Consider the following 25,629-nt stretch of genomic DNA (forward strand, 5'->3'; position numbering starts at 1 on the left):
GGAGTCGAGGACGACGGCGGACTCGGCTTTGCTGGTTTGGCTCACGGGTGCCAGCCTAGTGGGCATGAACGGGAAAGACACTCGGCGCGACTACGCGCAGGAACTCGCCGACGCCAACGTTCCCGAGCACCTCCGCGAGTGGCTTTCCGACTGGGGCGTGGGCGCCCTGGTCGCCAAGCTCGGCATCGTCTTCGAGGAGCTCACGGCGGAGCGTTCGGTGGCGACGATGCCCGTGGCGGGCAACACCCAAGTCGCCGGCATCCTGCACGGCGGGGCCAGCGCGGCCCTCGCGGAGACGCTCGGATCGTTCGCGGCAACGCTGCATGCCGGGGAAGGCCGAATCGCGATGGGCGTGGACCTCAACGCGACGCATCATCGGCCTGCGGCCTCCGGACTTGTCCGCGGCGTCTGCACGGCCCTGCAGCTCGGACGGAACCTGACCTCCCACGAGATCGTCATCAGCGATTCGGACGGCCGGCGCGTATGCACCGCCCGAATCACGAACCTCCTACGGGACCTGTAGGGCAAAGACCGGCGTTCCTCAGGGGATCGTATTTTCTCAGGCGACCCTATAGTCGAGCTCGACCGTGCCTTCGCGCTGGGTGACCCCTTCGAGCCGGAAATCGCGTGGGATGCTGAGCGCCCGTCCGCCGAAGAGGGCGACTCCGCCGCCCAGGGCCACGGGAACGAGCGTGACGATCACCCGGTCGAGGAGACCCGCGGCCAAGAACTGTCCGGCAAGATCACCGCCGCCCACAATGTAGACGTCCTTCTCCCCCGCAACGCGGCGCAGCTCCCCTGCGAATTCGCTCACATCGCCTCGTACCACCACCACGTCGGCGCCGCTGTCCGGCGAATGCTCATGGCGGCTGAAAACCCAACAGGGAACGGAGTAGGACCACTCCCCCGGATGATGCTCCCGGATCCACTCGTAGGTTTCGCCGCCCATGACCACGCAGCCCACGCGCTCCTCGAAGGTGCGGTACGAATCCCCGAGCCCCTCGACGCCGTCGAACTTCTCAAGCCAGCCCAGTCCCCCGCCATCCTGCGCGATGTAGCCGTCGAGGCTGGCGCCCACGTAGTACACGAACTCCGACATGGGCTTCAGGGTAGACCGAACAGGGGGTTAGCGGTGGTAGCTCAGTGGTGGAAGTACGGCACGATCAGGTACACGCCGAACAGCACGGCGGCCCCGGACAGGGCGTAGCAGACGCGGCTCGCGACAGCCAAGGCGCTGCGGCTGCCCCGCCGCGGATCTTCGCTCTCCGCACCGAGGCGGACGCCAAGTGCGAAGAAGAGAACGATGCATCCAGCGCCGAGGACGGTCGCTACCGCGACCACGAGGAAGGCTGCCCAGTCGATCACTGCACGTCTCCATTCGGGTTTCGGTTCGTCTTGCGCGACCGCTTGCGGGGCGGGAAGAGCACAGCCTCCCCGGCTTCCTGGACCTCGACGACGTTGGCGTGCCCGACGCGCTGGCGCCGGTTGATGACGAACATCCAGACGATGGCTGCTGCGCCGACGATGGCCACGATGATGACGCCGACCGGCCCGAGGCCCGTGACGAGGGCAGCGACGGCGCCGACGATGGCGGCGGCCGGAAGTGTAAGGACCCACCCGAGCGCAATCCGGCCGGCGGTGCCCCAACGGATCGAGGTACCCCGCCTGCCGAGGCCGGACCCGATCACGGAACCGCTCGTGACCTGGGTCGTCGAGAGGGCGAAGCCGAGGTGCGACGAGGCGAGGATGGCGGCCGCGGTGCTCGATTCCGAGGAGAAGCCCTGCGCGGGCCGGACTTCGGTGAGGCCTGTGCCGACCGTGCGGATGATCCTCCACCCGCCTGCGTAGGTGCCAAGCCCGATGGCGGCGGCACAGGCGAGAATGACCCACCACTGGGGCGGACTGCCCGCGGGCTGAAGGCCCGACGCGATCAGCACCAGGGTGATCACGCCCATGGTCTTCTGCGCGTCATTCGTCCCGTGCGAGAGCGCAACGAGGCTCGAGGTGAAGATCTGCCCGATCCGGAACCCAGCGCGGCCCTGATGGAGCTTCTGACCGGACGCGGGATCACGCCGAGCGGTCACGCCGTACGCGATGCGCGTGCACACCCACGCAGAGATGCCCGCGATGACGGGGGCTGCGATGGCCGGGATGATGACCTTCGACACGATGCTCGGGAAGTTCACAGAGGACACGCCGATGCCCACGATCGCTGCGCCGATGAGCCCCCCGAACAGCGCATGCGATGAGCTGGACGGCAGGCCCCGGAGCCACGTGAACATGTTCCACACGATGGCTCCGATGAGACCAGCGAAGATGATCTCCGGGGTGATGTGGACGCCCGGGGCTCCCTCGCGGATGATGCCCCCCGAGATCGTCTTGGCCACCTCGGTCGAGAGGAACGCCCCGACCAGATTGAGCACCGCCGCGAGGGCTACGGCCTTGCGAGGCTTGATGGCGCCCGTCGCTATGGGCGTGGCCATAGCGTTGGCCGTGTCGTGGAAGCCGTTCGTGAAGTCGAAGAAGAGCGCCAGTGCGATGACGAGCGCGATTATGGCGGTGATATCCACCCGGAATCCCATCGAAAGTCGGGGTTGCTGTGGGCGCTCCGCGCTCCCGCTACCGAACGTCGACGCCCAGAGGTCACCTTCCGGACGCTGCGGGTTCACCTGCGCCGAGAATTCATCCTATACCGGTGCCCGAGGAGGGACTCGAACCCTCACACCTTTCGATACCGCATTTTGAGTGCGGCGCGTCTGCCGATTCCGCCACTCGGGCCTGCGCGGCGCGACCGAGGGCCGTGCCGGTGCACTACTCTACAGGCCGGGCGCGTGTCCGGCCTACCGCCGGCCCCGCCTGGCCGCAGACGGAACCGATCGAGTCACGCAAGCGCCGAGCCCTGCGCGCCGGTAGGATCGTCTGCGGAGCCAACTCATTCTGCAGCAAGGAGCCCGAGTGTCCGAGAAGACGTCGGAGAACAACGCCAAGCCCACGCCCAAGAGTTCCACGCCTGCTGAGGCCGGTTCTGCGGCCCGTCGCGTGGTGGTCGCGGAGGACGAGACCCTCATCCGCCTCGACATCATCGAGATCCTGCGCGGCGAGGGCTTCGACGTGGTCGGCGAGGCCGACAACGGTGAGAAGGCCGTGGAGCTCGCGGAGGATCTTCAGCCCGATCTCGTGCTCATGGACGTCAAGATGCCGGTCATGGACGGCATCACGGCGGCCGAGAAGATCGTGAAGGCCAGGATCGCGCCCGTCGTGCTTCTCACGGCCTTCAGCCAGAAGGAGCTCGTCGAGCGCGCGCGGGACGCCGGCGCCATGGCCTACGTGGTCAAGCCGTTCACGCCCAACGACCTCGTCCCGGCCATCGAGATCGCACTCTCGCGCCACGAGGAGATCCGCGCTCTCGAGGCGGAGGTGAGCGACCTTCAGGAGCAGTTCGCCACGCGCAAGCTCGTCGAGCGCGCCAAGAGCCTGCTCATGACCAAGATGGGGCTTTCGGAGCCGGAGGCGTTCCGATGGATCCAGAAGACGTCCATGGACCGCAGGTTGAGCATGCGCGAGGTCGCCGAGACGATCATCAGCCAGGTCAGCTGACCGTTCCGGCAACGGAAGAGGCCCGGCCCCCCCGCGGGGTGGCCGGGCCGCGTACGTTGCCGCCAGGCCGAGCCGAGGCTCATACCGAAGGCCACGGACCGACCTGCTCGCGCACCGGCTTCGTAGCGCCGTCGAGCAGCTGCCCTGCATCCGCCAGGTCTCCGACCTTGTGGACCCGGAGCATGTTGGTGGAACCGGCCACACCGGGAGGGGAACCGGCGGCAACGACGACGAGGTCGTTGGGCTCCGCCATGCCCGCACGGAGGAGGTACTCGTCCACCTGGGCGATCATCTGGTCGGTGTGCTCCGCGAACTCGACCATGCGCGGCTGGATGCCCCAGCAGAGGCTCAAGATGTTGAGAGTCGAGCTCAGCGGCGTGAAGGCGAAGATCGGCTTCTGCGGGCGGAGGCGGCTCAGGCGGCGAGCAGAGTCGCCAGACTGCGTGAACGTGCAGATGTACCGCGCGTCGAGCTGGTCCGCGATCGTGACGGCTGCGCGGGTGATGGCGCCGCCGCGCGTCTTCGGCTGGGTGCCGAGCGCGGGAACCCGCTCAAGACCGTGGTCCTCAGTGGACTCGATGATCTTGGCCATGGTCCGGACGGTCTCGATCGGGTAGGCACCGACGCTCGTCTCGCCCGAGAGCATGACCGCGTCCGCGCCGTCGAGCACCGCGTTGGCACAGTCCGAGGCCTCAGCGCGCGTGGGGCGAGGATTCTCGATCATCGACTCGAGGACCTGCGTGGCGACGATGACCGGCTTGGCCCACCGACGAGCGAGCTCGATGGCCCGCTTCTGGACGAGAGGCACTTCCTCGAGGGGCAGCTCGACGCCCAGGTCACCGCGGGCCACCATGATGGCGTCGAACGCGTCGATGATCTCGTGCAGCTGCTCGACGGCCTGCGGCTTCTCGATCTTGGCGATGACTGGAACGCGCCGGCCTTCCTCGTCCATGATCTCGTGAACGCGCTCGATATCCTTCGCGTCGCGGACGAACGAGAGGGCGATGAAGTCCACACCCCGCCTGAGCGCCCACCGGAGGTCGCCTTCGTCCTTGCCGCTGAGGGCAGGAACGTTGACGGCGACGCCGGGCAGGTTGATGCCCTTGTTGTTCGAGACCATGCCGCCGATCACCACCTCGGTGACGACCTTCACGTCGTCGACGGCCGTGGCCCGCAGGCTGACCTTGCCGTCGTCGATGAGGAGCGTGTCGCCGACGGCGACGTCCTCGGTGAGGCTCTTCAGGGTGGTGGAGCAGATCTCCTTCGTGCCCGGGACGTCCTCGGTGGTGATGGTGAACACATCACCCGGGGCCAGCTCGTAGGGCCCGTCCTCGAACCGGCCCAGACGGATCTTGGGACCCTGGAGGTCGGCCATGATGCCGACGGCCTTGTGGAGTTCCGCCGACGCCTTGCGCACATTCTCGTAGGTGGCGTCGTGCACGGAGTGGTCTCCGTGGCTCATGTTCAGCCGGGCCACGTCCACACCCGCCTCGATGACTGCGAGGGTCTTCTCATAGCTCGAGATCGCGGGGCCGAACGTGGCAACGATTTTCGCTCGTCTCATATACCTCACCCTAGGGGTTGTGTGGGGAACGGGGATGTCCGGGGAATGAACTTTCGTGCTGTGTGAAAGCTGCTGCGAGAGTCCGGCCCCTCACAGCACGCAGGGCCCCCGAGCTGTCGTTCGGGGACCCTGCAGAGCGGATCAGAGGACCGCGATCGCGCGGTCCGTCGGCGCAACCGGCGCCGGCAGGATCGTGCTGCCCATGAGGTACTTGTCCACCTCTGAGGCGCAGGCGCGCCCTTCGGCGATGGCCCAGACAATGAGCGACTGGCCTCGCCCCGCGTCGCCCGCGACGAAGACGCCCGGCGTCGCCGTCATGTACTCGCCGTCGCGCGCGACGTTTCCTCGTTCGTCGAACGGCGCGTTGATCTGCTCGGGAAGGCCCGACTCCTCGGCACCGGTGAAGCCCAGCGAGAGCAGGACGAGGTCCGCGGGGATGATCCGCTCGGTGCCCGCCTTGGGAAGCCTCTTGCCGTCGACGTATTCCGTCTCCGCCACTTTGAGGCCAGTCACCTTGCCGTTCTCGCCGATGTACTCGACGGTGGAGGCGAGGTAGGTCCGCTCCCCGCCCTCCTCGTGGGCGCTCGCGACCTCGAACAGCGTCGGGAACATGGGCCACGGCTGATGACCGGGGCGTTCCGACGGCGGCTGCTTGCCGATGGCGAGAGTCGTCACCGACGCCGCCTGCTGGCGATGAGCGGTGCCGAGGCAGTCGGCGCCTGTGTCACCGCCGCCGAGGATCACCACGTGCTTGCCCCGCGCGTCGATCTGATTCTCGACCTCGTCGCCGGCGACCACCCGGTTGCCCTGCACGAGGTACTCCATGGCGAAGTGGACGCCGTCGAGCTCCCGACCCGGGATCTTGAGGTCGCGCGGCTGGGTTGCGCCAGTGGCCACCACGACGGCGTCGTACCGCCGGCGAAGCTGGTCCCAGCTGACGTCGCGGCCCACGTCGACGCCGGCGCGGAACCGCGTGCCCTCGGCCTTCATCTGCTCGAGGCGGCGGTCCAGGACCTCCTTCTCCATCTTGAAGTCGGGGATCCCGTACCGAAGGAGGCCGCCGATCCGGTCATCGCGCTCGTACACGGCGACGGTGTGCCCGACGCGCGTGAGCTGCTGCGCGGCGGCGAGCCCCGCAGGGCCGGAGCCGACCACGGCGACTGTCTTGCCCGTGAGGCGCGCGGGAGGAAGCGGCTCAACTAGCCCGCCCTCGAACGCCTGCTCCGCGATCGACACCTCGATCTGCTTGATGGTCACGGCCGGCTGGTTGATGCCGAGGACGCAGGCCGACTCGCAGGGAGCAGGACACAGACGCCCCGTGAACTCCGGGAAGTTGTTCGTCGCGTGGAGACGCTCGCTCGCGTCCGCCTCCTTGCCGCGCCACGTGAGGTCGTTCCACTCGGGGATGAGGTTCCCGAGCGGGCAGCCGTGGTGGCAGAAGGGGATCCCGCAGTCCATGCACCGGCTGGCCTGGCGCTTCAGAACGCCGTTCTCCTGGGCCTCGTACACTTCCTTCCAGTCCATGATGCGGACGGGGACGGGACGGCGCGGCTGCGTCTCACGCTGCCGAACCTTCAGGAATCCGCGTGGATCAGCCACCGGTCACCTCCAGAATGCGAGACCAAACTTCCTCCCCGTCCGGATCAAGGCCCTCTTCGAGGGCTCCGAGACGGGTTTGCTGCACCGCCGCGTAGTCACGCGGCAGCACCTTCGTCATGCGGGCAGCGGTGTCGTCGAAGTTGTCGAGCAGGCGCTCTGCGAGCTGCGAGCCCGTTTCCTCGACGTGCGTTGCGATGAGGTTCCGCACGATGTCGCGGTCCTCGTCGTCGAGCTCCAGCAGCAGAAGCTCCCCGGAGTCGACGGCCAGCGTGTTGACCCTCGTGGGCTCCAGGTCGAGCACGAAGGCCGTGCCCCCGGACATCCCCGCGCCGAAGTTGCGGCCCGTGCGGCCCAGGATCACCGCCTGGCCACCGGTCATGTACTCACAGCCATGATCGCCGATGCCCTCGACCACGGCTGTCGCGCCCGAGTTCCGAACGAGGAACCGCTCGCCGACGGTTCCGCGGAGGAAGATCTCGCCGCTCGTTGCGCCGTAGCCGATGACGTTGCCGGCGATCACGTTGTCTTCCGCCGCGAACACGTTCGAACGATCCGGGCGAACGATGACGCGGCCACCCGAGAGGCCCTTTGCGACGTAGTCGTTCGAGTCGCCGAAGAGCCGCAGGGTGATCCCCGCGGGCAGGAACGCCCCAAGGGACTGCCCGGCCGTGCCCGTCAGGGTCACGTCGATCGTGTCCTTAGCCAGGGTGTCCGTCCCAAAGGTGCGCGTGACCTCGTGCCCGAGCATTGTGCCCACAGACCGGTCGGTGTTCACCACCGGGAGGCTGATCTTGACCGGGCTGCGGTCGGTGAGCGCCTCCTGCGCCATCTCAATGAGCTGAACATCGAAGTGCTTGTCGAGCTCGTGGTTCTGCCCCGTGAGGTTCCGGAGCGGCGCATCCTCGTCGAAGTCCAGGCCCGCCAGGATCGGCGAGAGGTCCAGTCCATCGGCCTTCCAGTGGTCGATCGCGTCCTTGGTGTCGAGGAACTCGGAGCGGCCGATCGCCTCCTCGAGCGACCGGAAGCCGAGCTGGGCGAGGATCTCCCGGATCTCCTCCGCGATGAACTCGAAGAAGTTCACCACGAACTCGGGCTTGCCCGAGAAGCGCGCACGGAGCTCGGGATTCTGCGTCGCGACGCCAACCGGGCACGTGTCCAGGTGGCAGACGCGCATCATGATGCAGCCTGACACCACGAGCGGAGCCGTCGCGAAGCCGAACTCCTCGGCCCCCAGCAGCGCAGCGATCACCACATCGCGCCCGGTCTTGAGCTGCCCGTCGACTTGGACCACCACGCGGTCGCGGAGACCGTTGAGCATGAGCGTCTGCTGCGTCTCGGCAAGCCCAAGCTCCCAGGGGACGCCCGCGTGCTTGAGCGAGTTGAGCGGCGAGGCGCCGGTTCCGCCATCGTGCCCCGAGACGAGGACGACGTCGGCCTTCGCCTTGGTCACGCCAGCGGCGACCGTGCCGATCCCCACCTCGGAGACGAGCTTCACGTGGACCCGCGCGCTCGGGTTGGACCGCTTGCAGTCGTAGATCAGCTGCGCAAGGTCCTCGATCGAGTAGATGTCGTGATGCGGAGGCGGAGAGATGAGCGTCACGCCCGGGGTCGAGTGGCGCGTGCGCGCCACCCACGGGTAGACCTTCTGGGCCATGAGCTGGCCGCCCTCGCCGGGCTTCGCACCCTGGGCCATCTTGATCTGGATATCGGTCGCGTTCGTGAGGTACAGGCTCGTGACGCCGAAACGTCCCGACGCAACCTGCTTGATCGCCGAACGCCGCTCAGGATCGAGCAGGCGGTCCACATCCTCGCCGCCCTCGCCCGTATTCGAGCGCGCTCCGAGACGGTTCATCGCGATGGCGAGCGTCTCGTGGGCCTCCTTGGAGATCGAGCCGTAGCTCATGGCACCCGTCGAGAACCTCTTGACGATGCTCGAGACCGGCTCAACCTCGTCGATCGAGATCGGAGCCCGCAGTCCCTCGCGGAAGGCGAGGAGGCCGCGGAGAGTCATCAGGTTCTTCGACTGGTCGTCGACGCCCTGGGTGTACGCCTTGAACACGTCGTAGCGGCGCTCGCGCGTGGAGTGCTGGAGCCGGAAGACGGTCTCGGGATTGAACAGGTGCGGCTCGCCGTCGCGGCGCCACTGGTACTCGCCGCCGTTCATGAGCGGCCGGTGCGGCTGCTCGATCCCCGAGGGCGGATACGCCATCTCGTGGCGCGCGGCTACTTCGGCGGCAATGACGTCGAGGTCCACACCGCCGAGCTGGCTGTGGGTCCCCGCGAAGAACTCGTCCACCAGGTCCTGGGACAGGCCGAGCGCCTCGAAGGTCTGCGCTCCGCAATAGGAGGCCACAGTCGAGATGCCCATCTTGGACATGATCTTGAGGACGCCCTTGCCGAGGCCCTTGATGAGGTTGTAGACGCCGTCCTCTGGCGTGACGCCCGGCAGGTCGCCCGAGCGGATGAGCTCCTCGACCGACTCCATGGCCAGGTAAGGGTTCACCGCCGAGGCGCCGTATCCGATCAGGACCGCGACGTGGTGCACTTCGCGCACGTCGCCAGCCTCGACCACGAGCGCACACTTGGTGCGATTGGCACTGCGGAGCAGGTGATGGTGGACGGCGGAGACGAGCAGCAGCGACGGGATCGGGGCCCACTGGGCATTCGAGTCGCGATCCGAGAGCACCACGTACTGGACGCCCCGGTTGATCGCACCCGAAACCTGCTCGCAGATCTCGGTGAGACGGGCACGGAGGGCCGCCTCACCGCCCTCCGGACGGTAGAGGCCGCGGATCTTGACGGCGATCCTGTCGCCGTCCTGATTCTCGATGTTCGCGACCTTCGCCAGCTGGTCGTTGTTGATCACGGGGAACGGCAGGATGACCTGCTTCTCCTTGACCTGGCCCATGCTGAGCAGGTTTCCGTTCGGGCCAATAGCGCCGTTGAGGCTGGTGACGAGCTCCTCGCGGATCGCGTCGAGCGGCGGGTTCGTCACCTGGGCGAAGGACTGCACGAAGTAGTCGAACAGGAGCCGCGGCCGCTTCGACAGCACCGCAACCGGCGTGTCCGAACCCATGGCACCGATCGGTTCCGCGCCCGTGCGGGCCATCGGGCCGACCAGGATGCGGAGTTCCTCCTGGGTGTAGCCGAAGGTGCGCTGGCGCACGTTGACGGACTGGGGGGTGTGGATGACGTGCTCGCGCTCGGGCAGGTCGGCGAGGCGGATGACGTTCTGGTCCACCCACTCCTGCCACGGGTTCGAGCCGGCGATCTCCGCCTTGACCTCGGAGTCGTCGATGATCCGACCGGCCTCCGTGTCCACGACGAACATCTTGCCGGGCGAGACGCGGCCCTTCTTGACGATCTTCGAGGGCTCGACGTCCACGACGCCGACCTCGGAGGCGAATACCACAAGGCCGTCTTCGGTAACCCAGTACCGGCACGGACGCAGGCCATTGCGGTCGAGCGTGGCCCCGACGAGCGCGCCATCCGTGAACGAGACGGCGGCGGGCCCGTCCCAGGGCTCCATGAGAAGGGAGTGATACTCGTAGAACGCACGCCGGGCAGGATCCATTGTCGCGTGGTTCTCCCACGCCTCAGGGATCATCATCATGATCGCGTGCGTGATCGGACGGCCGGAGAGCCACAGCAGCTCCGCGACCTCGTCGAACGAAGCCGAGTCAGAGGCACCGGGCGTGCAGATCGGGAAGAGCTCCTCGGGAACGTCGCCCAAGAGCGGGCTCGAGAGCTGGGACTGCCGGGCCCGCATCCAGTTCCTGTTGCCCTTGACCGTGTTGATCTCGCCGTTGTGGGCGATGGTGCGGAATGGCTGGGCGAGGGGCCAGGAGGGGAACGTGTTCGTCGAGAAGCGCGAGTGGACGATCGCGAGCTTGGTGGTCAGGCGGTCATCGGACAGGTCCGGGTAGAACGGCTCGAGCTGTGCCGTGGTGAGCATGCCCTTGTACACGATGGTCCGCGACGACAGCGACGGGAAGTAGACCCCGTGCTTGTTCTGGGCCCGCTTGCGTATGCGCCAGACCCGCGCGTCGAGGTCGTTCCGCTCGAGCTGCTCGCCGGTCGCGGAAGCGAAGAACGGCTGGGCGAAGCGCGGCATGCAGGCGCGGGCCATCGAGCCGACGAGCTCGGCCACGACGGGTACCTCGCGCCAGCCCAGAACGGCAAGGCCTTCGGCCTCAGCCAACGCCTCGATGCCGGCGCGCGCTGCAGCGTCCTCGCGATCCTCGGCGGGGAGGAACGCGATGCCGACGGCGTACTGGCCCAGAGCGGGCAGCTCGAAGTCCACGACGGCGCGGAAGAACCCGTCCGGGATCTGGAGCAGGATGCCCGCGCCGTCGCCCGTCCCCTCGTCGGCGCCAACGGCACCGCGGTGCTCGAGCGCCCTCAGGGCGTGCAGGGCGGCGTCGACAATGTCATGCCCGCCTTCGCCCCGGAGGGTCGCAACGATCGCGAGACCGCAGGCGTCCTTCTCCTGGTCCGCACGGTAGAGACCTGCCGAGGGCGGAAGGGCTGAGAATCGCTCGAAGGGCGAGACAGCTCCTCCAGTCGAAGGGTCGACGGCGGTGCCGTGTGTCGGGTGAGTCATGACGAAACGTCCTTCCTCCTGATCGATTCGCGACAGGGGACAACGCTGGCCCCGCGTTGCTCGGCCACGACGGGACCCAGCACGGCGCTGATTACTGGAAATTGTAGGGTCGGCCCCGCGCCGTCGAACAGCGTCGGACTCCCGCCTACGTGGGCCTGGGGAAGGGGTCCCGCGGCCGGTAGTCCACGCCATTGTGGTGCGAGCTTCGCTTGCGGGCGGTGGCCCGGAGCGTGGCTAGCGTGGCCTAAGCCCTACTTGCCGTCGTACATCGCTGAGTGCCTCGCGTCCTGAGATGCGGGACGCGGATCATCGAGTTCGGCTCGGAGGGCAACATTACCATGGCCGTCGTATTTCGAGACGGAAGCGTCCACATGCTGAACCGGCATGGCCTTTCCTGCATCTTCTGTTACCGTGGCCCGAATTCGCAGATGGTCAACCCTGACGAGAAGGGGTGGCACGAATGCCACCCCTTCCGTCACGACGCGGCTGCCGCCCTTGGGAGTCCCCTGCTCAGTTCCGCGGCAAGCTGCCCAACGGCGTCGGGACCACCGTCCCGGAGCGCTCCCACGATCGCGGTGCCGACGATCACGCCGTCAGCGTAGGCGGCGATCTCGCGCACGTGCTCGGCATTGGATACCCCAAGGCCCACGCACACGCGCTCGGCCCCTGCCGCGCGGGCCTCCGCGACGACGCGCTGGGCGCTCTCGTCGACTGCCGCCCTCGCACCGGTGACGCCCATGAGCGAGACGGCATACGTGAAGCCGCGCGTGGCCCCGACGGTCATGGACATCCGTTCAGGGGTCGTCGACGGGGCCACGAGGAAGACCCGGTCCAGGCCGTACTTCTCCGAGGCCTCGAACCACTCCGACGCCTCGTCAGGGATCAGGTCGGGCGTAATGAGGCCTGCGCCTCCGGCCTCCGCGAGACGGCGCGCGAAGTCGTCCACGCCCATGCGCATGACAGGGTTCCAATACGTCATCACCAGGACGGCCGCATCAGTCGCCTCGGTCACGGCCTTCACGACTTCGAACACGCTGGCGACGCGGAAGCCGTTGGCCAATGCCTCCGTGGTCGCGGCCTGGATCACGCTCCCATCCATGACCGGGTCCGAATACGGGATGCCGATCTCGATGATGTCTGCACCGTTCCGTGCCAGCTGGATGGCCGCCTCGATGCTCTCCGGAACGCTCGGATATCCAGCCGGGAGGTAGCCGACGAGGGCCGCTCGACCCTCGGCCTTGGCCCGGTCGATGGCTGCCGCCGCCTTGCTCTCCGTCGCCCTGCCCACGGATGCCTGACCGATGGCGCTCATGCCTGCTCCTCCGTTCCACCGTGCTCCTGAACGAAGCCCTTCGGGCGCCGCGTGGACAGTGTGGTGCCCTTGACCTGGCCGTTCTCGTCCAGCATGCCGAACCACTCGGCCGCCGTCTGGACGTCCTTGTCCCCGCGCCCTGACAGGTTCACGATGATGACGCGTTCGGCGGGGTCGCCGCCCTCGGCTGCGAGCCGCTGCCCGACCTTGATCGCGCCCGCCAGAGCGTGCGAGGACTCGATGGCTGGGATGATGCCCTCGGTCCGGCACAGGACGCTGAAGGCGTCCATGGCTTCCGTGTCTGTAATCGGCTCGTAGGTGACGCGGCCGATGTCGTGGAGGTAGGAGTGCTCCGGGCCGACGCCGGGGTAGTCCAGTCCCGCCGAGATGGAGTGCGATTCGATCGTCTGACCGTCATCGTCCTGCATGAGGTAGGACCGGGCGCCGTGGAGGACGCCGGGGCGGCCGAGCGTGATCGTCGCTGCGTGCTTCCCCGTCTCGACCCCTTCGCCGCCGGCCTCGAAACCGTACAGGCGCACTGATGCATCGTCGAGGAAGCCGTGGAAGATCCCGATGGCGTTCGAACCGCCGCCGATGCACGCGCAGACGGCGTCGGGCAGCCGGCCGGTCTGGGCCAGGACCTGCTCGCGCGCCTCCTCCCCGATGACCTCATGGAAGAAGCGGACCAGAGCCGGGAAGGGGTGGGCGCCGGCCGCGGTGCCGAGCAGGTAGTGCGTCGTGTCCACGTTGGCGACCCAGTCCCGGAGGGCGTCGTTGATGGCGTCCTTGAGGGTCTGCGAGCCATTCGTCACCGGGACTACAGTGGCGCCGAGGAGCTGCATGCGGGCTACGTTGAGGGCCTGCCGCCGGCAGTCCTCAGCCCCCATGTACACCACGCATTCGAGCCCGAGGAAAGCGGCCGCCGTCGCACTGGCTACGCCGTGCTGGCCCGCCCCGGTCTCCGCGATGATGCGGGTCTTGCCCATGCGCTTGGCCAGCAGGGCCTGTCCGAGGACGTTGTTGATCTTGTGCGAACCGGTGTGATTGAGGTCCTCGCGCTTGAGGAAGACCCGAACCCCGCCCGCGTGCTGTGAGAAGCGCTTGGCTTCCGTGAGGAGCGAGGGGCGGCCGGAGTAGTTCCGGTTGAGCTCCGCGATCTCCGCGAGGAAGTCGGGGTCCTGCTTCGCCTTCTCGAAGGTCTCCTCGAGCTCGTCGAGTGCTGCGATGAGCGACTCGGGCATCCATCGGCCCCCGTAGGAGCCAAAGTACGGCCCGGCGGCGTGGCGGAGGCTTCCCGCGAGGAACGCGTCGGCCGGCTGGCCGTTCGCTTCATTCGTTTCCGTGCTCGGGGCCTTGGCTCCCGTCACGGCTGCTTCTGGCACATTCTCGGACACCAGTTTCACCGTCCTTGTTGAGGTCTGCCGGCGGGGGTGCCCGGGTGACCGGGCATGGTTGGCCGGCTCAGTGCGCCGCAAGGCGCCCGGCGATTGCCGCGGCTCCTGCGCGCTGGAATTCTTCGATCCGTTCCCGGGGGGAGCCGTGAGTCACGAGCGCCTCCCCGACGAGAACGGCATTGGCGCCCAGGCCCGCGTACTCCGCGACATCCTCGGGGCTCCGGACGCCGGACTCGGCCACGATCACCGGCCCAGTCGGAATGCGGCTGGCAAGGCGGCCGAAGACTCCGCGGTCGACGTCGAGCGTCTTGAGGTTCCGCACATTGATCCCGAGGATGCGGGCGCCGGCCGCAAGGCCGCGATCGATTTCCTCCTCGGTATGCGTCTCTACGAGAGCGTTCATGCCGAGGTCGTGCGTGAGCTCGAGGAAGCCCTTGAGCTCGGCGTCGTCGAGCGCGGCGACGATGAGCAGCACGAGATCCGCCCCGTGGGCACGGGCCTCGTGGATCTGGTACTCGTCGACCGTGAAGTCCTTGCGCAGGAGCGGGGTCGGGACAGCGGCGCGCACGGCGTCGAAGTCTGCGAGGCTCCCGTTGAACCGCCGCTGCTCGGTGAGGACGCTGATGACGGCAGCTCCCCCGTCGGCGTACTGCCGGGCAAGCTCGGCTGGGTCCCCGATCGCCGCCAGGTCGCCTTTCGACGGGCTGCGGCGCTTGACCTCGGAGATGACCTTGAGCTCGGTTCGAGGGTTCGCGGCCCCACCGAGGGCGGCGAAGGCATCCAGAGCCGGCTGACGGTCCGCCGCGGCTTCCCTGACCTCGTTCAGCGAGAGGGTTCGCCGCCGTGTCTCGAGGTCTTCCCGGACGCCCGCGATGATGTCATCGAGGACCGTCGCCATCAGTGGCTGTTCTTGAGCTTGCTGCCGCCCACGCCGTAGCCCGCGCGACGCATGGCCCAGCCCACAATGAGACCGATCACGACGATCACGACGCCAGCCCAGAAGATCGGGGAGTTCGCGATGACGAACGCGATGCAGGAGACGAGCGAGCCAATCAGCATGATGAAGACGCACGTCCACGCGGCCGGGCTGTTCCCGTGTCCGAGGTCCTCGCCGTGGAGGACCACCTTGGTGCTGCCCTGGGAACCGCTCGCGTTGCTCATGTCCTTCTTCTCCTCGATAGGGGTTCTAACGGCCATTCTGCCATCTTCCGATGGCTGGCCGGCTCAGGTGGTCGGATCCTCGCCCTTGGTGAGGCGGTCCCACCCGTCGATCTCGTCCACGCGGCCTGAGGTGGAGGCAGGCTCCGCGCCGTCGCCCTCGGCGACCTTCGACTCCCTGCCGGGGCGTGGAGAAGCCCCCTGGCCGGCGTCGTACTTCGTTCTGGTTGGCCAGCGGCGGGAGGCGACCAGGGCGAGGACGCCGCAGAGGGCCAGGACGATTCCTGCGGCGGCGGCAGCGGCGGGGAACCAGGTGAGCGTCGTGGAGGCGGGGCCGCCGGACACACCGGTTGCCTTGGCGATGGAGCTGTCTGCCGCTCCACGCGGGTCCGCGATCACCGCAAAGCATGCGGCCGCGACGCCGAAGCCGGCAAGGACGACGACGGCGCTTGAGACCGCGCGCCCGATCCTCCCAGCCACTGCGGCGGCGAGTGTGCCCGCGAGGCCGACGAGCGCGAGAGCGGTCACCGCGGTGGCCGCCTGGCTTCCCGGCACCGTGACAGGCGCGGTCCTCACCGCAGCACCTTGGACTTCCGCATCCACCCACGTCTGGGTCGTTGCGCCAAAAGCGAGCAGCGCGAACAGGACGCTCAGCCCGACCACCGTCGATTTCCGGGCCCACGGCGGGACCGTCCGGGGCTCGACGCGAGGCGGCTCCTGAGCGGGCAGGGATCCGCTGCCGCCGGCTTCGGCCGTCATCAGATCCCGCTCCCGATGCCGGGAAGTGTCGCCGCAGATCGCAGCGCGGACGCGGTGTGCACGGCACGCAAGGGAGCGGCCGCCTTGTTGACGGATTCGAGCGCCTCGGCCACCGGATCTGAGTCGGCCACGATCCCACCTCCGGACTGGACGTACGCCCGGCCCTCGCGCAGCAGCGCTGTCCGGATCGCGATGGCCATGTCCATGTCCCCTGCGAAGTCGAAATACCCCACCACGCCGCCGTACACGCCCCGCCTCCGGGGCTCGACTTCGTCGAGGAGCCGCAGGGCACGGGGTTTGGGGGCACCCGAAAGAGTTCCAGCAGGGAACGCCGCCGCCAAAACGTCGTAGGCCGTGGCGTCCGGCCGGAGGTGGCCGTCGACGGTCGAGACGAGATGCATGATGTGGCTGAAGCGTTCGACCTCCATGAACTCGCTGACCTCGACCGTGCCCGGCCGGCAGACCTTCGACAGGTCGTTGCGAGCGAGGTCGACGAGCATGAGGTGCTCGGCCCGCTCCTTGTCGTCTGCTAGCAGCTCCTCGGCCAGTGCGCGGTCGGCTTCGACGGTCGCACCGCGAGGACGCGAACCGGCAATCGGATGGGTCACCACCTGATCGCCCTTCACGGTCACGAGGGCCTCGGGAGAGGAACCGACGATCGAATACTCGCGGCCGTCGGCGTCTGCGAGGCTCAGCAGATACATGTAGGGGCTCGGGTTCATAGCCCTCAGCACCCGGTAGACGTCGAGCGGCGGCGCGTTGAAGTCGAGCTCGAACCGCCGGGAGATGACCACCTGGAAGACTTCGCCGTCGACGATTGCCTCTTTGCCCCGGGCAATCGCGGACAGGTATCCCGACTCCTCCCAGTTCTCCTCGACCTTGTCGCGGTAGTCCACGATCGGTCCGAGGATGGACACCGCCGACGGCGCAGGCTCGAGGACGCGCTCGACCATCCGGGAGAGCCGCTCGACGGCGTCGCGCCAAGCCTCGTCGACGCGCTCGCTGCTGTTGTCGAAGTTGATCGCGTTGGCGACGAGCGTCACTGTCCCGTCGACGTTGTCGTGGACCGCCAGATCGGTGACCAGGTTCATGGCGAGCTCGGGCAGCTCGAGGTCGTCCTCTGGGGGCGAGAGCAGCTTCTCCCACCGGCGGACCGCCTCCCAGCCCACGAAGCCCACCATCCCCGAGGTGAGGGGCGGCAGCCCGTCGAAACGCTCGGTGCGGAGCGCGGCGACGGTGTCGCGGAGGGCCTCAAGCGGATTTCCGCCGGTGGGGACCCCCACAGGGGGCTCCCCGATCCAGTAGGCCTCGCCGCCTCGGCTCGTGAGCGTGGCCCGCGACCGCGCGCCGATGAACGAATAGCGCGACCACGAACCGCCCACTGCCGCCGACTCGAAGAGGAAGGTGCCGGGGTGCCCGTCTGCGAGCTTCCGGTAGAGGCTGATCGGCGTCTCTGCATCAGCGAGGAGCTTGACGCGCACGGGGATGACTCTTCGGTCCGCGGCAAGCCTGCGGAACTCGCCGAGCGTCGGTTCGATGACTCCAAGGTCCAGCATGGCTTGAGTGGGGTGCCTTTCTGGGGCGGGCGGTGGATGGGAGCTGGAGCTGGCGCCGGTCAGGCCGTTCCGACGACGGCGGGGAGCTCCCGGCCGTCGAAACAGGTCCGAGTGCCGGTGTGGCACGCCGCACCCACCTGATCCACTTGGACGAGGAGGGCGTCGCCGTCGCAGTCGAGCGACACTGCCTTGACCCACTGGACATGCCCGGACGTGTCGCCTTTGCGCCAGTATTCCTGTCGGGACCGCGACCAGAAGGTCACACGCCCGGACGTCAACGTCCGTCGGAGGGCCTCGTCGTCCATCCAGCCCACCATGAGCACTTCGCGACTGTCGAACTGCTGGACGACGGCAGCAACCAGCCCAGCGTCGTCGCGCTTGAGTCGGTCGGCGACGTCAGCTGGGAGGCTCACGGGCGCGCCGTCAGCTTCACGGAGGGAGGGGTCATTCTGTTCAGGCATCCCCACAAGTCTAGTGGGGTCGGGATGTACATTTCGCCCGCGCGCGTGCGCCCGCCCGCATGCTAGTTTCGCTTGTGATGCACTTCGTTCCGCCCTCCCGGGAAGTCTTGGCCGAGACCCTGCTCGCGGCCGGTCCTGCCGCGCCCACCCTCTGCGAAGGGTGGAGCACGAAAGAGCTCGCCGCGCACCTGTATCTGCGCGAGCGAAGTGCGCGGGTGGGGTTCGGCCTGCTGGTGCGAGGCCTTCGAGGCGTCTCGGACGCGGCAGCCTCGCGCCTCGCCGCCGAGCATGCGACGACCGAGAAGTACGGGCAGCTCGTCGCGTCGTTCCGGGCGGGTCCCCCGAAGGCCTCGCCGCTGCGCATCCCGCGGCTCGACGAAGCCGCCAACCTCGCGGAGTTCTTCGTGCATACGGAGGACGTCCGGCGGGCGACGGAGCGCTGGGCGCCCCGCGCGCTCGACGAGGCATATGCGGACGCGCTGTGGGAGCACCTCGTGCGTCAGGCCGCGATCCTCTACCGAGGGGTGGACCTCGGCATCGTCCTCGTGAGCCCGCATGGGCCCAGGCACGTCGCCAAGCGGGCGCCGGTCTCTGTCGCGATTGTCGGAGAGCCCGGCGAGCTTCTGCTGCACGCCACCGGCCGAGGATCGCACGCACTCGTGACGTTCGAAGGCCAGCCCGACGCCGTCGCCCTCCTCACAACGGCCGACGTCGGCCCCTGAGGCTCCGCCCCGCGAGTCCCTGAGGCGTGGCAGGATGAGGTCATGCCCGCCTTCGACGAAGTCTGGAAGTCCGTGGCCCCGTTGTGGCTTGCCGTGAATGGCGAAGAATCCCCTGCCGACGGCGAAGCCACGGTCTTCGCGATCCCCACCTCCGACGTCGACCAGACCGCCAAGCTGCCCGAAGGCGGCGACGTCGTGGGGGCACCGATGGGCGACTTCGACGTCGTCGAGGTGACCCAATTCGGCCGCCCAGCAGGCAGGGCGAGAATCGCGTTCGGGGAGAGACTCGCCGTCGTCGGCCGCTTCGAATTCGAGGCGGGTTTCACCCCCGAGGACTTCGGGCCGGCGCTGCTCGCCGCCCTGGCCGAAGAGGCGTTCCTCGAAGGAGCCGAGACGATCTACACGGTCGCGGACCGCAGTGAGCTGCCGTCGTTCCTCGGCGATCGGTGGTCGGAGTCCGGTCCGGTTCCCCAGGCCTAATCGCGCCTACTCCGCCCAGTCGAGCTCGGCGGGGTCGGCCTCACCGGACGTCGAAGCCAGCCGCGCGAATGGCAGACTTGACCTTCGCAATCATGTCAACGGGGCCGAAGTGGAAGACGGAGGCCGCGAGCACGGCGTCCGCACCCGCCTCGATGGCAGGCGGGAAGTGCTCGGGGGCGCCAGCGCCGCCCGATGCGATGAGCGGAACCGTGACGGCCGCCCGGATCAGGCGGATGAGCTCAAGGTCGAACCCTTCCTTCGTGCCGTCCGCGTCGATGGAGTTGAGGAGGATCTCCCCCACACCCCGATCGGCGGCCTCCTTGGCCCAGGCCACCGCGTCGATGCCGGTTCCGCGCCGACCGCCGTGCGTGGTGACCTCGAAGCCAGAAGCGGTCCTCGTATCGCCCTGCACGCGGCGCGCATCGACTGAGAGGACAAGCACCTGCGACCCGAAGTGACGCGTGATCTCGTCGATGACATCGGGACGCGCGATAGCCGCCGTGTTGATCGACGCCTTGTCCGCCCCATCGCGCAGAAGCCTGTCCACTTCAGCGACCCCGCGGACCCCGCCGCCTACGGTCAGCGGGATGAAGACTTCCTCGGCTGTGCGGCGCACGACGTCGAACGTCGTCTCCCTTTCGGAGGAGGACGCGGTGACATCGAGGAACGTGAGCTCATCGGCGCCGGCCTTGTCGTATCGGTGGGCCAGCTCCACAGGGTCTCCCGCATCGCGGAGGCCCTTGAAGTTGACTCCCTTGACGACGCGTCCCGCATCGACATCGAGGCACGGGATGACGCGGACTGCGACGCCCATGGCTGGCCCCTCCTTCTCAGACTTCCGTGCTAGATCCGGCACGCGTGGATGCTGCTCACCAGGATGGCGCGGGCGCCGAGGCTGTACAGCTCGTCCATGACCCGGTTCGTGTCCTTCTTGGGGACCATCGAGCGCACGGCGACCCACTCCGAGTCGCGCAGCGGCGACACGGTCGGCGACTCGAGTCCTGGAGTGAGGGCAGACGCCTGCTCGACGAGTTCCTTGCGGACGTCGTAGTCCATGAGGACGTACTTGCGGGCCACGAGCACCCCGGTAAGGCGCCTGATGAGAACCTCGATCGCGGGGAGTTCGTGCCCCTTCCGCCCGATGAGGACTGCCTCCGACTGCAGGATCGGCTCTCCGAAGACCTCCATCCCGGCGGCCTTGAGGGTGTTGCCGGTCTCGACGACGTCTGCGATCGCGTCTGCAACGCCGAGGCGGACGGAAGATTCGACTGCTCCGTCGAGGCGCACGATCCGAGCAGGCTTCACGCCCTGGTCGGCGAGGTAGGTCCGCAACAGACCGTCGTAGCTGGTCGCAACACGACGGCCGTCCAGCTCCGCGACCGACGTGAACTCCCCCGCCGGACCGGCGAAGCGGAACGTCGACGAGGCAAAGCCCAGCGGGAGGAGCTCCTCTGCCTCGACCTCGGCATCGATCAGCAGATCACGGCCGGTGATGCCGACGTCAAGCGTTCCCTGCCCCACATATACGGCGATGTCCCTCGGGCGGAGGAAGAAGAACTCGACGTCGTTCTCCGGATCGAGCATGACAAGCTCGCGGCCCTCGCGGCGCTGGCGGTACCCAGCCTCCGAGAGCATGGACGAGGCGGCCTCGGAAAGAGATCCCTTGTTCGGGACGGCTACACGGAGCATGGTGGTCTTTCTGGTTTCGAAGGGTGCAGGACGGCTTCTGGCCGCGGGACGCGCAAGTCCACCGGGGAACAAGCGCAAGCGCCGCGGCTAGAGATGCGTGTACACGTCCTTGAGCGTGAGCCCCTTCGCGATCATGAGCACCTGGACGTGATAGAGGAGCTGGGAGATTTCCTCGGCGGCGGCGACATCGGATTCATACTCTGCCGCCATCCAGACCTCGGCCGCCTCTTCCACAATCTTCTTCCCGATGCCATGGACTCCCGAGTCCAGCTCGGCGACGGTACGCGAGCCCTCCGGACGGCTCTCGGCCTTCTCGCTGAGCTCGGCGAACAGCGACTCGAAATCCTTCACGGGGTCAAGACTACTGGAGCTTGGAGCCCCATCCGGTCGTCGGGGAGGCGTGTGACCTGTCACAGCCCGCGGAGCGTCGCGGCGGTGAGGAGCGCCGCCGTCGTTGCTTCATGCCCCTTGTCCTCGCTCGACCCCGGGAGGCCTGCACGGTCGAGGCCCTGCTGCTCGTTGTCGCACGTGAGCACCCCGAAGCCGACCGGGACGCCTGTTCGGACGCTGACTTCGGTGAGCCCCACCGTCGCGGCCTGGCAGACGTAGTCGAAGTGCGGGGTGCCGCCGCGGATGACCACACCGAGGGCGACGACGGCGTCATGCGCCGTCGCGAGACGCTCGGCGACGACCGGCAGTTCGAAGCTGCCGGGGACGCGCACTACGGTCGGGGCGTCAATGCCCGCATCCTTCGCCGCGCGGAGGGCGCCGTCGAGCAGCCCGTCCATGATCTGGGTGTGCCAGCTTGCGGCGACGATGGCGAGCCGCAGCTCGGCAAGCTGGGGGTCATCGAGGGAAAGGGTGGGTGCGCCGTGTCCGCTCACGAGTCGATCTGGTCCTTGTCTTTGTGGTTGCCTGAGCTGTCTTGCCGGATTGCCGAACCTTGAGGGGCTCGGGTCAGTCGTTGTCCGAGTGGTGGACGGTCGGGAGGGCCGCCTGCACGTCGAGCGTGAGGAGGTGGGACATCCGCTCCTTCTTGGTCTGCAGGTAGCGGATGTTCTCGGCGCGCGAGGGCACCTCGGTCCGCACCATTTCGACGACGTGCACGCCCGCCTGCGCGAGCCGATTCTGCTTGTCAGGATTGTTGCTCAGCAGCCGGATGCGCGTCAGGCCCATTTCCGCCAAGATCTGGGCGGCAGCATGGTACGAACGGGCGTCCACCGGAAGTCCGAGCTGCTCGTTCGCCTCGACCGTGTCGAAGCCCGCCTCCTGAAGGGCGTAGGCCTTGATCTTGTTGGCCAGGCCGATTCCGCGGCCCTCGTGGCCCCGAAGGTACAGGAGCGTGCCGCCTTCCTCACGAATGCGGCCGAGCGCGTACGCGAGCTGTTCGCCGCAATCGCAGCGGTACGAGCCGAAGACATCGCCTGTAAGGCACTCGGAATGGAGGCGCACAAGCGGTGCAACGCCGTCGGCAGGAGGCTCCGGCGCGCTCACGGCGAGGTGCTCGGAACCGGTCTCCTCGTCCACCCACGCCTGCGCCACGAACTCGCCGAACGCCGTCGGGAGTTTGACGATAGGACCTGCAGAGACGGGATGTTTGCGCGGCCTCGCGCCGTTGGCAGGGGCGGTGCTGGTGGTCATATCATTCCTCCCCGGCGCCCGAGCGGGTCGCCACGAACTGTGCCAGGTCCTCGATCGAGATGAGGGGGCATCCGTGCTCGTCAGCGAACTCCCGAAGGGCGGGAAGCCTCATCATCTCTCCGTCGTCATGGACCACTTCTGCAATCACTCCTACAGGAGCCAAGCCTGCCAGACGGCAGAGATCGACGGCCGCCTCGGTGTGGCCCTGGCGAGCCAGCACACCACCATCAACCGCACGCAACGGGAATATATGCCCCGGGCGGGAGAAGTCCGCCGCCGTCGAACTCGCGTCCGCCAAGGCCACCACAGTCTTGGAGCGGTCCGTCGCGCTGATGCCCGTCGAGATGCCAGACCGCAGATCGCACGAGACGGTGTAGGCGGTTCCCTTCGCGTCCTGATTGTCCACGACCATCGGCGGCAGGAGCAGACGGTCCGCGATCTCGCCGGCGAGCGGAACGCAGATCACCCCGGACGTGTGCCTGATCGTCCAGCCCATGAGCGCCGGAGTGGAGAACTGTGCGGCGAAGATGATGTCGCCTTCGTTCTCGCGGTTCTCGTCGTCCACGACGACGACGGCCCTGCCGGCGCGGAGCGCGTCCACGGCGGCCTGAACCGGCTCGAGCCGGATTGCCTGCGCTTGAGCGCTCACGCCGTCACCCCCTGAAAGGCCATCAGGCGTGCGGCGTACTTGGCCATCACGTCCACTTCGAGATTGACCGCCGCCCCGACCGGCTTGCTCCCCAACCCCGTCTCCGAGAGCGTTGCCGGGATCAGCCCGACCTCGAACCACTGGTCGCCCTCCTCTGGGGCGCTCACGGCAGTCACGGTGAGGGAGACGCCGTCGACCGCTATTGATCCCTTCTCTGCGATATAGGGAGCAAGATTCCCGGGCACCGAGAACCGGAGCCTGTGCCAGTTCTCCAGCGGTTCACGTTCGGCAAGGATCCCGACCCCGTCGACGTGCCCCTGCACCACGTGCCCGTCGAGACGGCCGCCCGCGGGGACGCAGCGCTCAAGGTTCACGGTGTCTCCCGCCTGGAGGCCGCCAATCGTGGTCCGCGCGAGGGACTCCCCCATGACGTCTACGGTGAAGGTGTGTCCGTCGTTGCTCGTCGCCGTGAGGCAGCAGCCGTCGACGGCGATCGACCCGCCGAGCGGGAGATCCGCGGCGAGTGTAGGGGCAGAGAGCGTGATGACGGCGCTCTTTCCGGTCGAATCGACCGCGACGACGGTGCCGCGCTCGGCGATGATCCCTGTGAACATCAGTGGATTCCTTCCGCGAGGGGATGGATGTGGTCGGGGGTGACGGATGACGCTGAGGTGACGACGGGTCGGAGGTGGAGGCGAAGATCGTCTCCGAGGCGGCGCACCGCACCCCCGCCGCTCTCGTCCCAGTCCCACCGCTGGGCGTCGGCGAGTGTTCGGATACCGAGGTCCGCGATGGTGTTCTTGCCGGAGCCGAGGATCAGGGGTGCCTGGTAGACGATGAGCTCGTCGACGAGTCCCGCTGCGAGGAACGCGGCAATGATGCGGGAGCCTCCCTCGACCATGACGTGCCGGACGCCTACATCGAACAGCGCCGCGAGTGCCTCTGCCGGGTTCTGGGTTCGCAGGTGGCGGAACCGGCCGTCGTCGCCTCGGACGGCCGCGCCTTCCGGCACGTCACGGAGTCCCATCACCGCGCGCAGGGGCTGATGCTCATGGGGCGTTCCGTCGGAGGATCGCGCGGTGAGCCGCGGATCGTCGATCACGACAGTCTGGCTGCCGACGAGGATGGCGTCGATGCGGGCGCGGAGCGAGTGGTTGTCCGCGAGCGACTCGGGGCACGTGATCCATTGGCTCGTGCCATCCTCTGCCGCGATGCGGGCGTCGAGCGTCTGGGCCATATGGAGCGTCACAAAAGGACGTCTTGCCCTGACCGCTGCGAACCAGCGCTCGTTGAGCGCCTCGGCCTCGTCCGCGAGGAGTCCGGGTTCGACTGCGACCCCTGCTGCCCGCAGAGTACGGGCTCCGCCGGACGCGATGTCGTGCGGGTCATCGACGGCGTACACAACCCGAGAGATGCCTGCCTCGATGAGGGCCTGTGCACACGGCCCTGTTCGCCCTACGTGATTGCACGGTTCGAGAGTGACGTACATCGTTGCCCCAGCAAGCTCCACGCCGTCGCGTGCCGCATTGGCAATCGCATCCGCCTCGGCGTGGGCAGTACCGGCACCCCGGTGAAAGCCTGTGGCGAGAATCGTGCCCTGAGGGTCGACCGCGACCGCTCCGACGAGCGGGTTAGCTCCCCGGACGCCCTGCGTCGCGAGTTGGAGCGCGACGCGCATGAACGACGCGTCGGGTTGCGACCACGACGGGCCAGCTGCTCCTTGAGAGCCTGCGGGATTGCTCATCCGCGGACCGCCGTGGCGGGCGTGGGGTAATTAAGGCTTGAGCAGAGCCACTGCTGAGAGTCCATCGCAACCTTCCTTTCCGGACCGCAGCGGCTCCGGGGTTGCGACAGAGGCGGCACACCGCTGACGGTGCACCGCTGACTGCACGTGCTTCTCCCATCCAGACTTTGACTGTCGGTACCGGAATTCCACCGGTTCAACCGGAAGCCCAGTTCACATCGAGCTGGACCGCCGGGTCGCGGACTGTTACCGCCGGTTCGGACTTTCACCGACCCCGGAGCACGTTCATTCGTGGTGGTCGATGGCTCCCTATCCGAGGACGGAGGACCACGGCCAATGACATTGTGGCATACCCTGAGGCAGGCTCGTGACGTTCGGCGTCACGAACGTCATCTGCGCTGTTGACGTCGGGGCCCCCACCGCCCACATCGGGTCTCCCACCGCCGACATCGGGTCTTCCACCCCCGACATCGGGTCTTCCACCCCCGACATCGGGTCCCCCACCGCCGACATCGGGTCCCCCACCCCCGACATCGGGTCCCCCACCGCCGACATCGGGTCCCCCACCGCCGACATCGGGTCCCCCACCGCCGACATCGGGTCTCCCACCGCCGACATCGGGACTTCCGGGCGCACGAAGACCGGGGGCGGATTTCTCAATGATGCCGCCACCCGTCGTCGGACTTAACCTGCACTTAACC

The 25,629-nt window shown here is 67.8% G+C and carries 26 protein-coding genes, 1 tRNA gene and 1 riboswitch; of the genes, 5 read left to right on the forward strand and 22 right to left on the reverse strand.

Features of this window, described 5'->3' with window-relative positions:
• Window positions 1-64: 64 nt before the first annotated feature.
• Window positions 65-523: a hotdog fold thioesterase gene (locus tag E5679_RS03800; protein ID WP_138413751.1), complete on the forward strand. Its 459-nt coding sequence runs from the start codon at window positions 65-67 to the stop codon at window positions 521-523.
• Between the two features lie 36 nt (window positions 524-559).
• Here the strand turns inward: E5679_RS03800 and E5679_RS03805 are convergent, their stop codons facing one another.
• The 4 genes from E5679_RS03805 to E5679_RS03820 all read right to left on the reverse strand — a co-directional run bounded on the left by E5679_RS03805 (window position 560) and on the right by E5679_RS03820 (window position 2,778).
• Entirely contained in the window at window positions 560-1,099 is a 540-nt protein-coding gene (locus E5679_RS03805; RefSeq protein WP_138413752.1) for a dihydrofolate reductase family protein, read from the reverse strand.
• 41 nt (window positions 1,100-1,140) lie between these two features.
• Entirely contained in the window at window positions 1,141-1,365 is a 225-nt protein-coding gene (locus E5679_RS03810; protein WP_138413753.1) for a hypothetical protein, read from the reverse strand.
• Window positions 1,362-2,570, reverse strand: coding sequence for an inorganic phosphate transporter (locus E5679_RS03815; RefSeq protein ID WP_138413754.1), 1,209 nt, complete (start codon window positions 2,568-2,570; stop codon window positions 1,362-1,364). The genes E5679_RS03810 and E5679_RS03815 overlap by 4 nt, the downstream gene beginning before the upstream one ends.
• A gap of 126 nt (window positions 2,571-2,696) precedes the next feature.
• Window positions 2,697-2,778, reverse strand: a tRNA-Leu gene (locus E5679_RS03820).
• Between the two features lie 261 nt (window positions 2,779-3,039).
• Between E5679_RS03820 and E5679_RS03825 the strand changes: the two genes are divergently transcribed.
• Complete coding sequence (locus tag E5679_RS03825) at window positions 3,040-3,597, forward strand: ANTAR domain-containing response regulator (RefSeq protein ID WP_138413939.1); 558 nt, start codon at window positions 3,040-3,042, stop codon at window positions 3,595-3,597.
• Window positions 3,598-3,676: 79 nt separating this feature from the next.
• Here the strand turns inward: E5679_RS03825 and pyk are convergent, their stop codons facing one another.
• From pyk to hisI, 10 genes are all read right to left on the reverse strand, one after another.
• Complete coding sequence (pyk, locus tag E5679_RS03830) at window positions 3,677-5,161, reverse strand: pyruvate kinase (protein ID WP_138413755.1); 1,485 nt, start codon at window positions 5,159-5,161, stop codon at window positions 3,677-3,679.
• A gap of 141 nt (window positions 5,162-5,302) precedes the next feature.
• Window positions 5,303-6,760, reverse strand: coding sequence for a glutamate synthase subunit beta (locus E5679_RS03835; protein ID WP_138413756.1), 1,458 nt, complete (start codon window positions 6,758-6,760; stop codon window positions 5,303-5,305).
• Window positions 6,753-11,363, reverse strand: a complete 4,611-nt coding sequence (gltB, locus tag E5679_RS03840; RefSeq protein ID WP_138413757.1) for a glutamate synthase large subunit — start codon at window positions 11,361-11,363, stop codon at window positions 6,753-6,755. The genes E5679_RS03835 and gltB overlap by 8 nt, the downstream gene beginning before the upstream one ends.
• 475 nt (window positions 11,364-11,838) lie before the next feature.
• The gene (gene trpA / locus E5679_RS03845) at window positions 11,839-12,675 is read right to left on the reverse strand and encodes a tryptophan synthase subunit alpha (RefSeq protein WP_138413758.1); all 837 of its coding nucleotides are present in this window, start codon (window positions 12,673-12,675) and stop codon (window positions 11,839-11,841) included.
• A complete protein-coding gene (trpB, locus tag E5679_RS03850; protein WP_138413940.1) occupies window positions 12,672-14,042 on the reverse strand; it encodes a tryptophan synthase subunit beta in 1,371 nt (456 codons plus the stop codon). The genes trpA and trpB overlap by 4 nt, the downstream gene beginning before the upstream one ends.
• 94 nt (window positions 14,043-14,136) lie before the next feature.
• On the reverse strand, window positions 14,137-14,967 hold the full coding sequence (trpC, locus tag E5679_RS03855) for an indole-3-glycerol phosphate synthase TrpC (RefSeq protein WP_138413759.1): 831 nt from the start codon (window positions 14,965-14,967) through the stop codon (window positions 14,137-14,139).
• Window positions 14,967-15,230, reverse strand: a complete 264-nt coding sequence (locus E5679_RS03860; RefSeq protein WP_138413941.1) for an HGxxPAAW family protein — start codon at window positions 15,228-15,230, stop codon at window positions 14,967-14,969. The genes trpC and E5679_RS03860 overlap by 1 nt, the downstream gene beginning before the upstream one ends.
• Before the next feature lie 63 nt (window positions 15,231-15,293).
• Window positions 15,294-15,986: a Trp biosynthesis-associated membrane protein gene (locus E5679_RS03865; RefSeq protein WP_138413760.1), complete on the reverse strand. Its 693-nt coding sequence runs from the start codon at window positions 15,984-15,986 to the stop codon at window positions 15,294-15,296.
• The gene (locus E5679_RS03870; RefSeq protein WP_138413761.1) at window positions 15,986-17,542 is read right to left on the reverse strand and encodes an anthranilate synthase component I; all 1,557 of its coding nucleotides are present in this window, start codon (window positions 17,540-17,542) and stop codon (window positions 15,986-15,988) included. Before E5679_RS03870 ends, E5679_RS03865 begins: the two co-directional genes overlap by 1 nt.
• A gap of 59 nt (window positions 17,543-17,601) precedes the next feature.
• A complete protein-coding gene (gene hisI / locus E5679_RS03875) occupies window positions 17,602-18,003 on the reverse strand; it encodes a phosphoribosyl-AMP cyclohydrolase (RefSeq protein ID WP_138413762.1) in 402 nt (133 codons plus the stop codon).
• A gap of 77 nt (window positions 18,004-18,080) precedes the next feature.
• Between hisI and E5679_RS03880 the strand changes: the two genes are divergently transcribed.
• Together E5679_RS03880 and E5679_RS03885 are read left to right on the forward strand one after the other, a co-directional pair.
• Window positions 18,081-18,725 carry a TIGR03085 family metal-binding protein gene (locus E5679_RS03880; RefSeq protein WP_138413763.1) on the forward strand — a complete coding sequence of 215 codons (645 nt, stop codon included), beginning with the start codon at window positions 18,081-18,083 and terminating at the stop codon, window positions 18,723-18,725.
• A gap of 42 nt (window positions 18,726-18,767) precedes the next feature.
• Complete coding sequence (locus tag E5679_RS03885) at window positions 18,768-19,205, forward strand: hypothetical protein (RefSeq protein WP_138413764.1); 438 nt, start codon at window positions 18,768-18,770, stop codon at window positions 19,203-19,205.
• A 40-nt stretch (window positions 19,206-19,245) separates the two neighbouring features.
• On the opposite strand, the gene hisF is transcribed toward E5679_RS03885, so the two are convergent.
• The 8 genes from hisF to ribD all read right to left on the reverse strand — a co-directional run bounded on the left by hisF (window position 19,246) and on the right by ribD (window position 24,928).
• Window positions 19,246-20,019 carry an imidazole glycerol phosphate synthase subunit HisF gene (hisF, locus tag E5679_RS03890; protein WP_138413765.1) on the reverse strand — a complete coding sequence of 258 codons (774 nt, stop codon included), beginning with the start codon at window positions 20,017-20,019 and terminating at the stop codon, window positions 19,246-19,248.
• Between the two features lie 29 nt (window positions 20,020-20,048).
• Window positions 20,049-20,894, reverse strand: coding sequence for an ATP phosphoribosyltransferase (hisG, locus tag E5679_RS03895; RefSeq protein ID WP_138413766.1), 846 nt, complete (start codon window positions 20,892-20,894; stop codon window positions 20,049-20,051).
• Between the two features lie 87 nt (window positions 20,895-20,981).
• Window positions 20,982-21,245 carry a phosphoribosyl-ATP diphosphatase gene (locus E5679_RS03900; RefSeq protein ID WP_138413767.1) on the reverse strand — a complete coding sequence of 88 codons (264 nt, stop codon included), beginning with the start codon at window positions 21,243-21,245 and terminating at the stop codon, window positions 20,982-20,984.
• Between the two features lie 59 nt (window positions 21,246-21,304).
• A complete protein-coding gene (ribH, locus tag E5679_RS03905; RefSeq protein WP_138413768.1) occupies window positions 21,305-21,778 on the reverse strand; it encodes a 6,7-dimethyl-8-ribityllumazine synthase in 474 nt (157 codons plus the stop codon).
• A gap of 73 nt (window positions 21,779-21,851) precedes the next feature.
• Window positions 21,852-22,535, reverse strand: a complete 684-nt coding sequence (ribA, locus tag E5679_RS03910) for a GTP cyclohydrolase II (protein ID WP_138413769.1) — start codon at window positions 22,533-22,535, stop codon at window positions 21,852-21,854.
• A gap of 1 nt (window position 22,536) precedes the next feature.
• Window positions 22,537-23,184: a 3,4-dihydroxy-2-butanone-4-phosphate synthase gene (gene ribB, locus E5679_RS03915; protein WP_138413770.1), complete on the reverse strand. Its 648-nt coding sequence runs from the start codon at window positions 23,182-23,184 to the stop codon at window positions 22,537-22,539.
• Complete coding sequence (locus E5679_RS03920) at window positions 23,181-23,798, reverse strand: riboflavin synthase (protein WP_138413771.1); 618 nt, start codon at window positions 23,796-23,798, stop codon at window positions 23,181-23,183. The genes ribB and E5679_RS03920 overlap by 4 nt, the downstream gene beginning before the upstream one ends.
• The gene (gene ribD / locus E5679_RS03925) at window positions 23,798-24,928 is read right to left on the reverse strand and encodes a bifunctional diaminohydroxyphosphoribosylaminopyrimidine deaminase/5-amino-6-(5-phosphoribosylamino)uracil reductase RibD (RefSeq protein WP_138413772.1); all 1,131 of its coding nucleotides are present in this window, start codon (window positions 24,926-24,928) and stop codon (window positions 23,798-23,800) included. Before ribD ends, E5679_RS03920 begins: the two co-directional genes overlap by 1 nt.
• Before the next feature lie 144 nt (window positions 24,929-25,072).
• Window positions 25,073-25,214, reverse strand: a riboswitch (FMN riboswitch).
• Between the two features lie 81 nt (window positions 25,215-25,295).
• On the opposite strand from ribD, the gene E5679_RS03930 reads away from it, so the two are divergent.
• Entirely contained in the window at window positions 25,296-25,616 is a 321-nt protein-coding gene (locus E5679_RS03930; RefSeq protein ID WP_138413773.1) for a hypothetical protein, read from the forward strand.
• Window positions 25,617-25,629: the final 13 nt, after the last annotated feature.

Origin of the sequence: Sinomonas gamaensis (assembly GCF_005876955.1) — a bacterium.
GTDB classification, from domain to species: Bacteria; Actinomycetota; Actinomycetes; order Actinomycetales; family Micrococcaceae; genus Sinomonas; species Sinomonas gamaensis.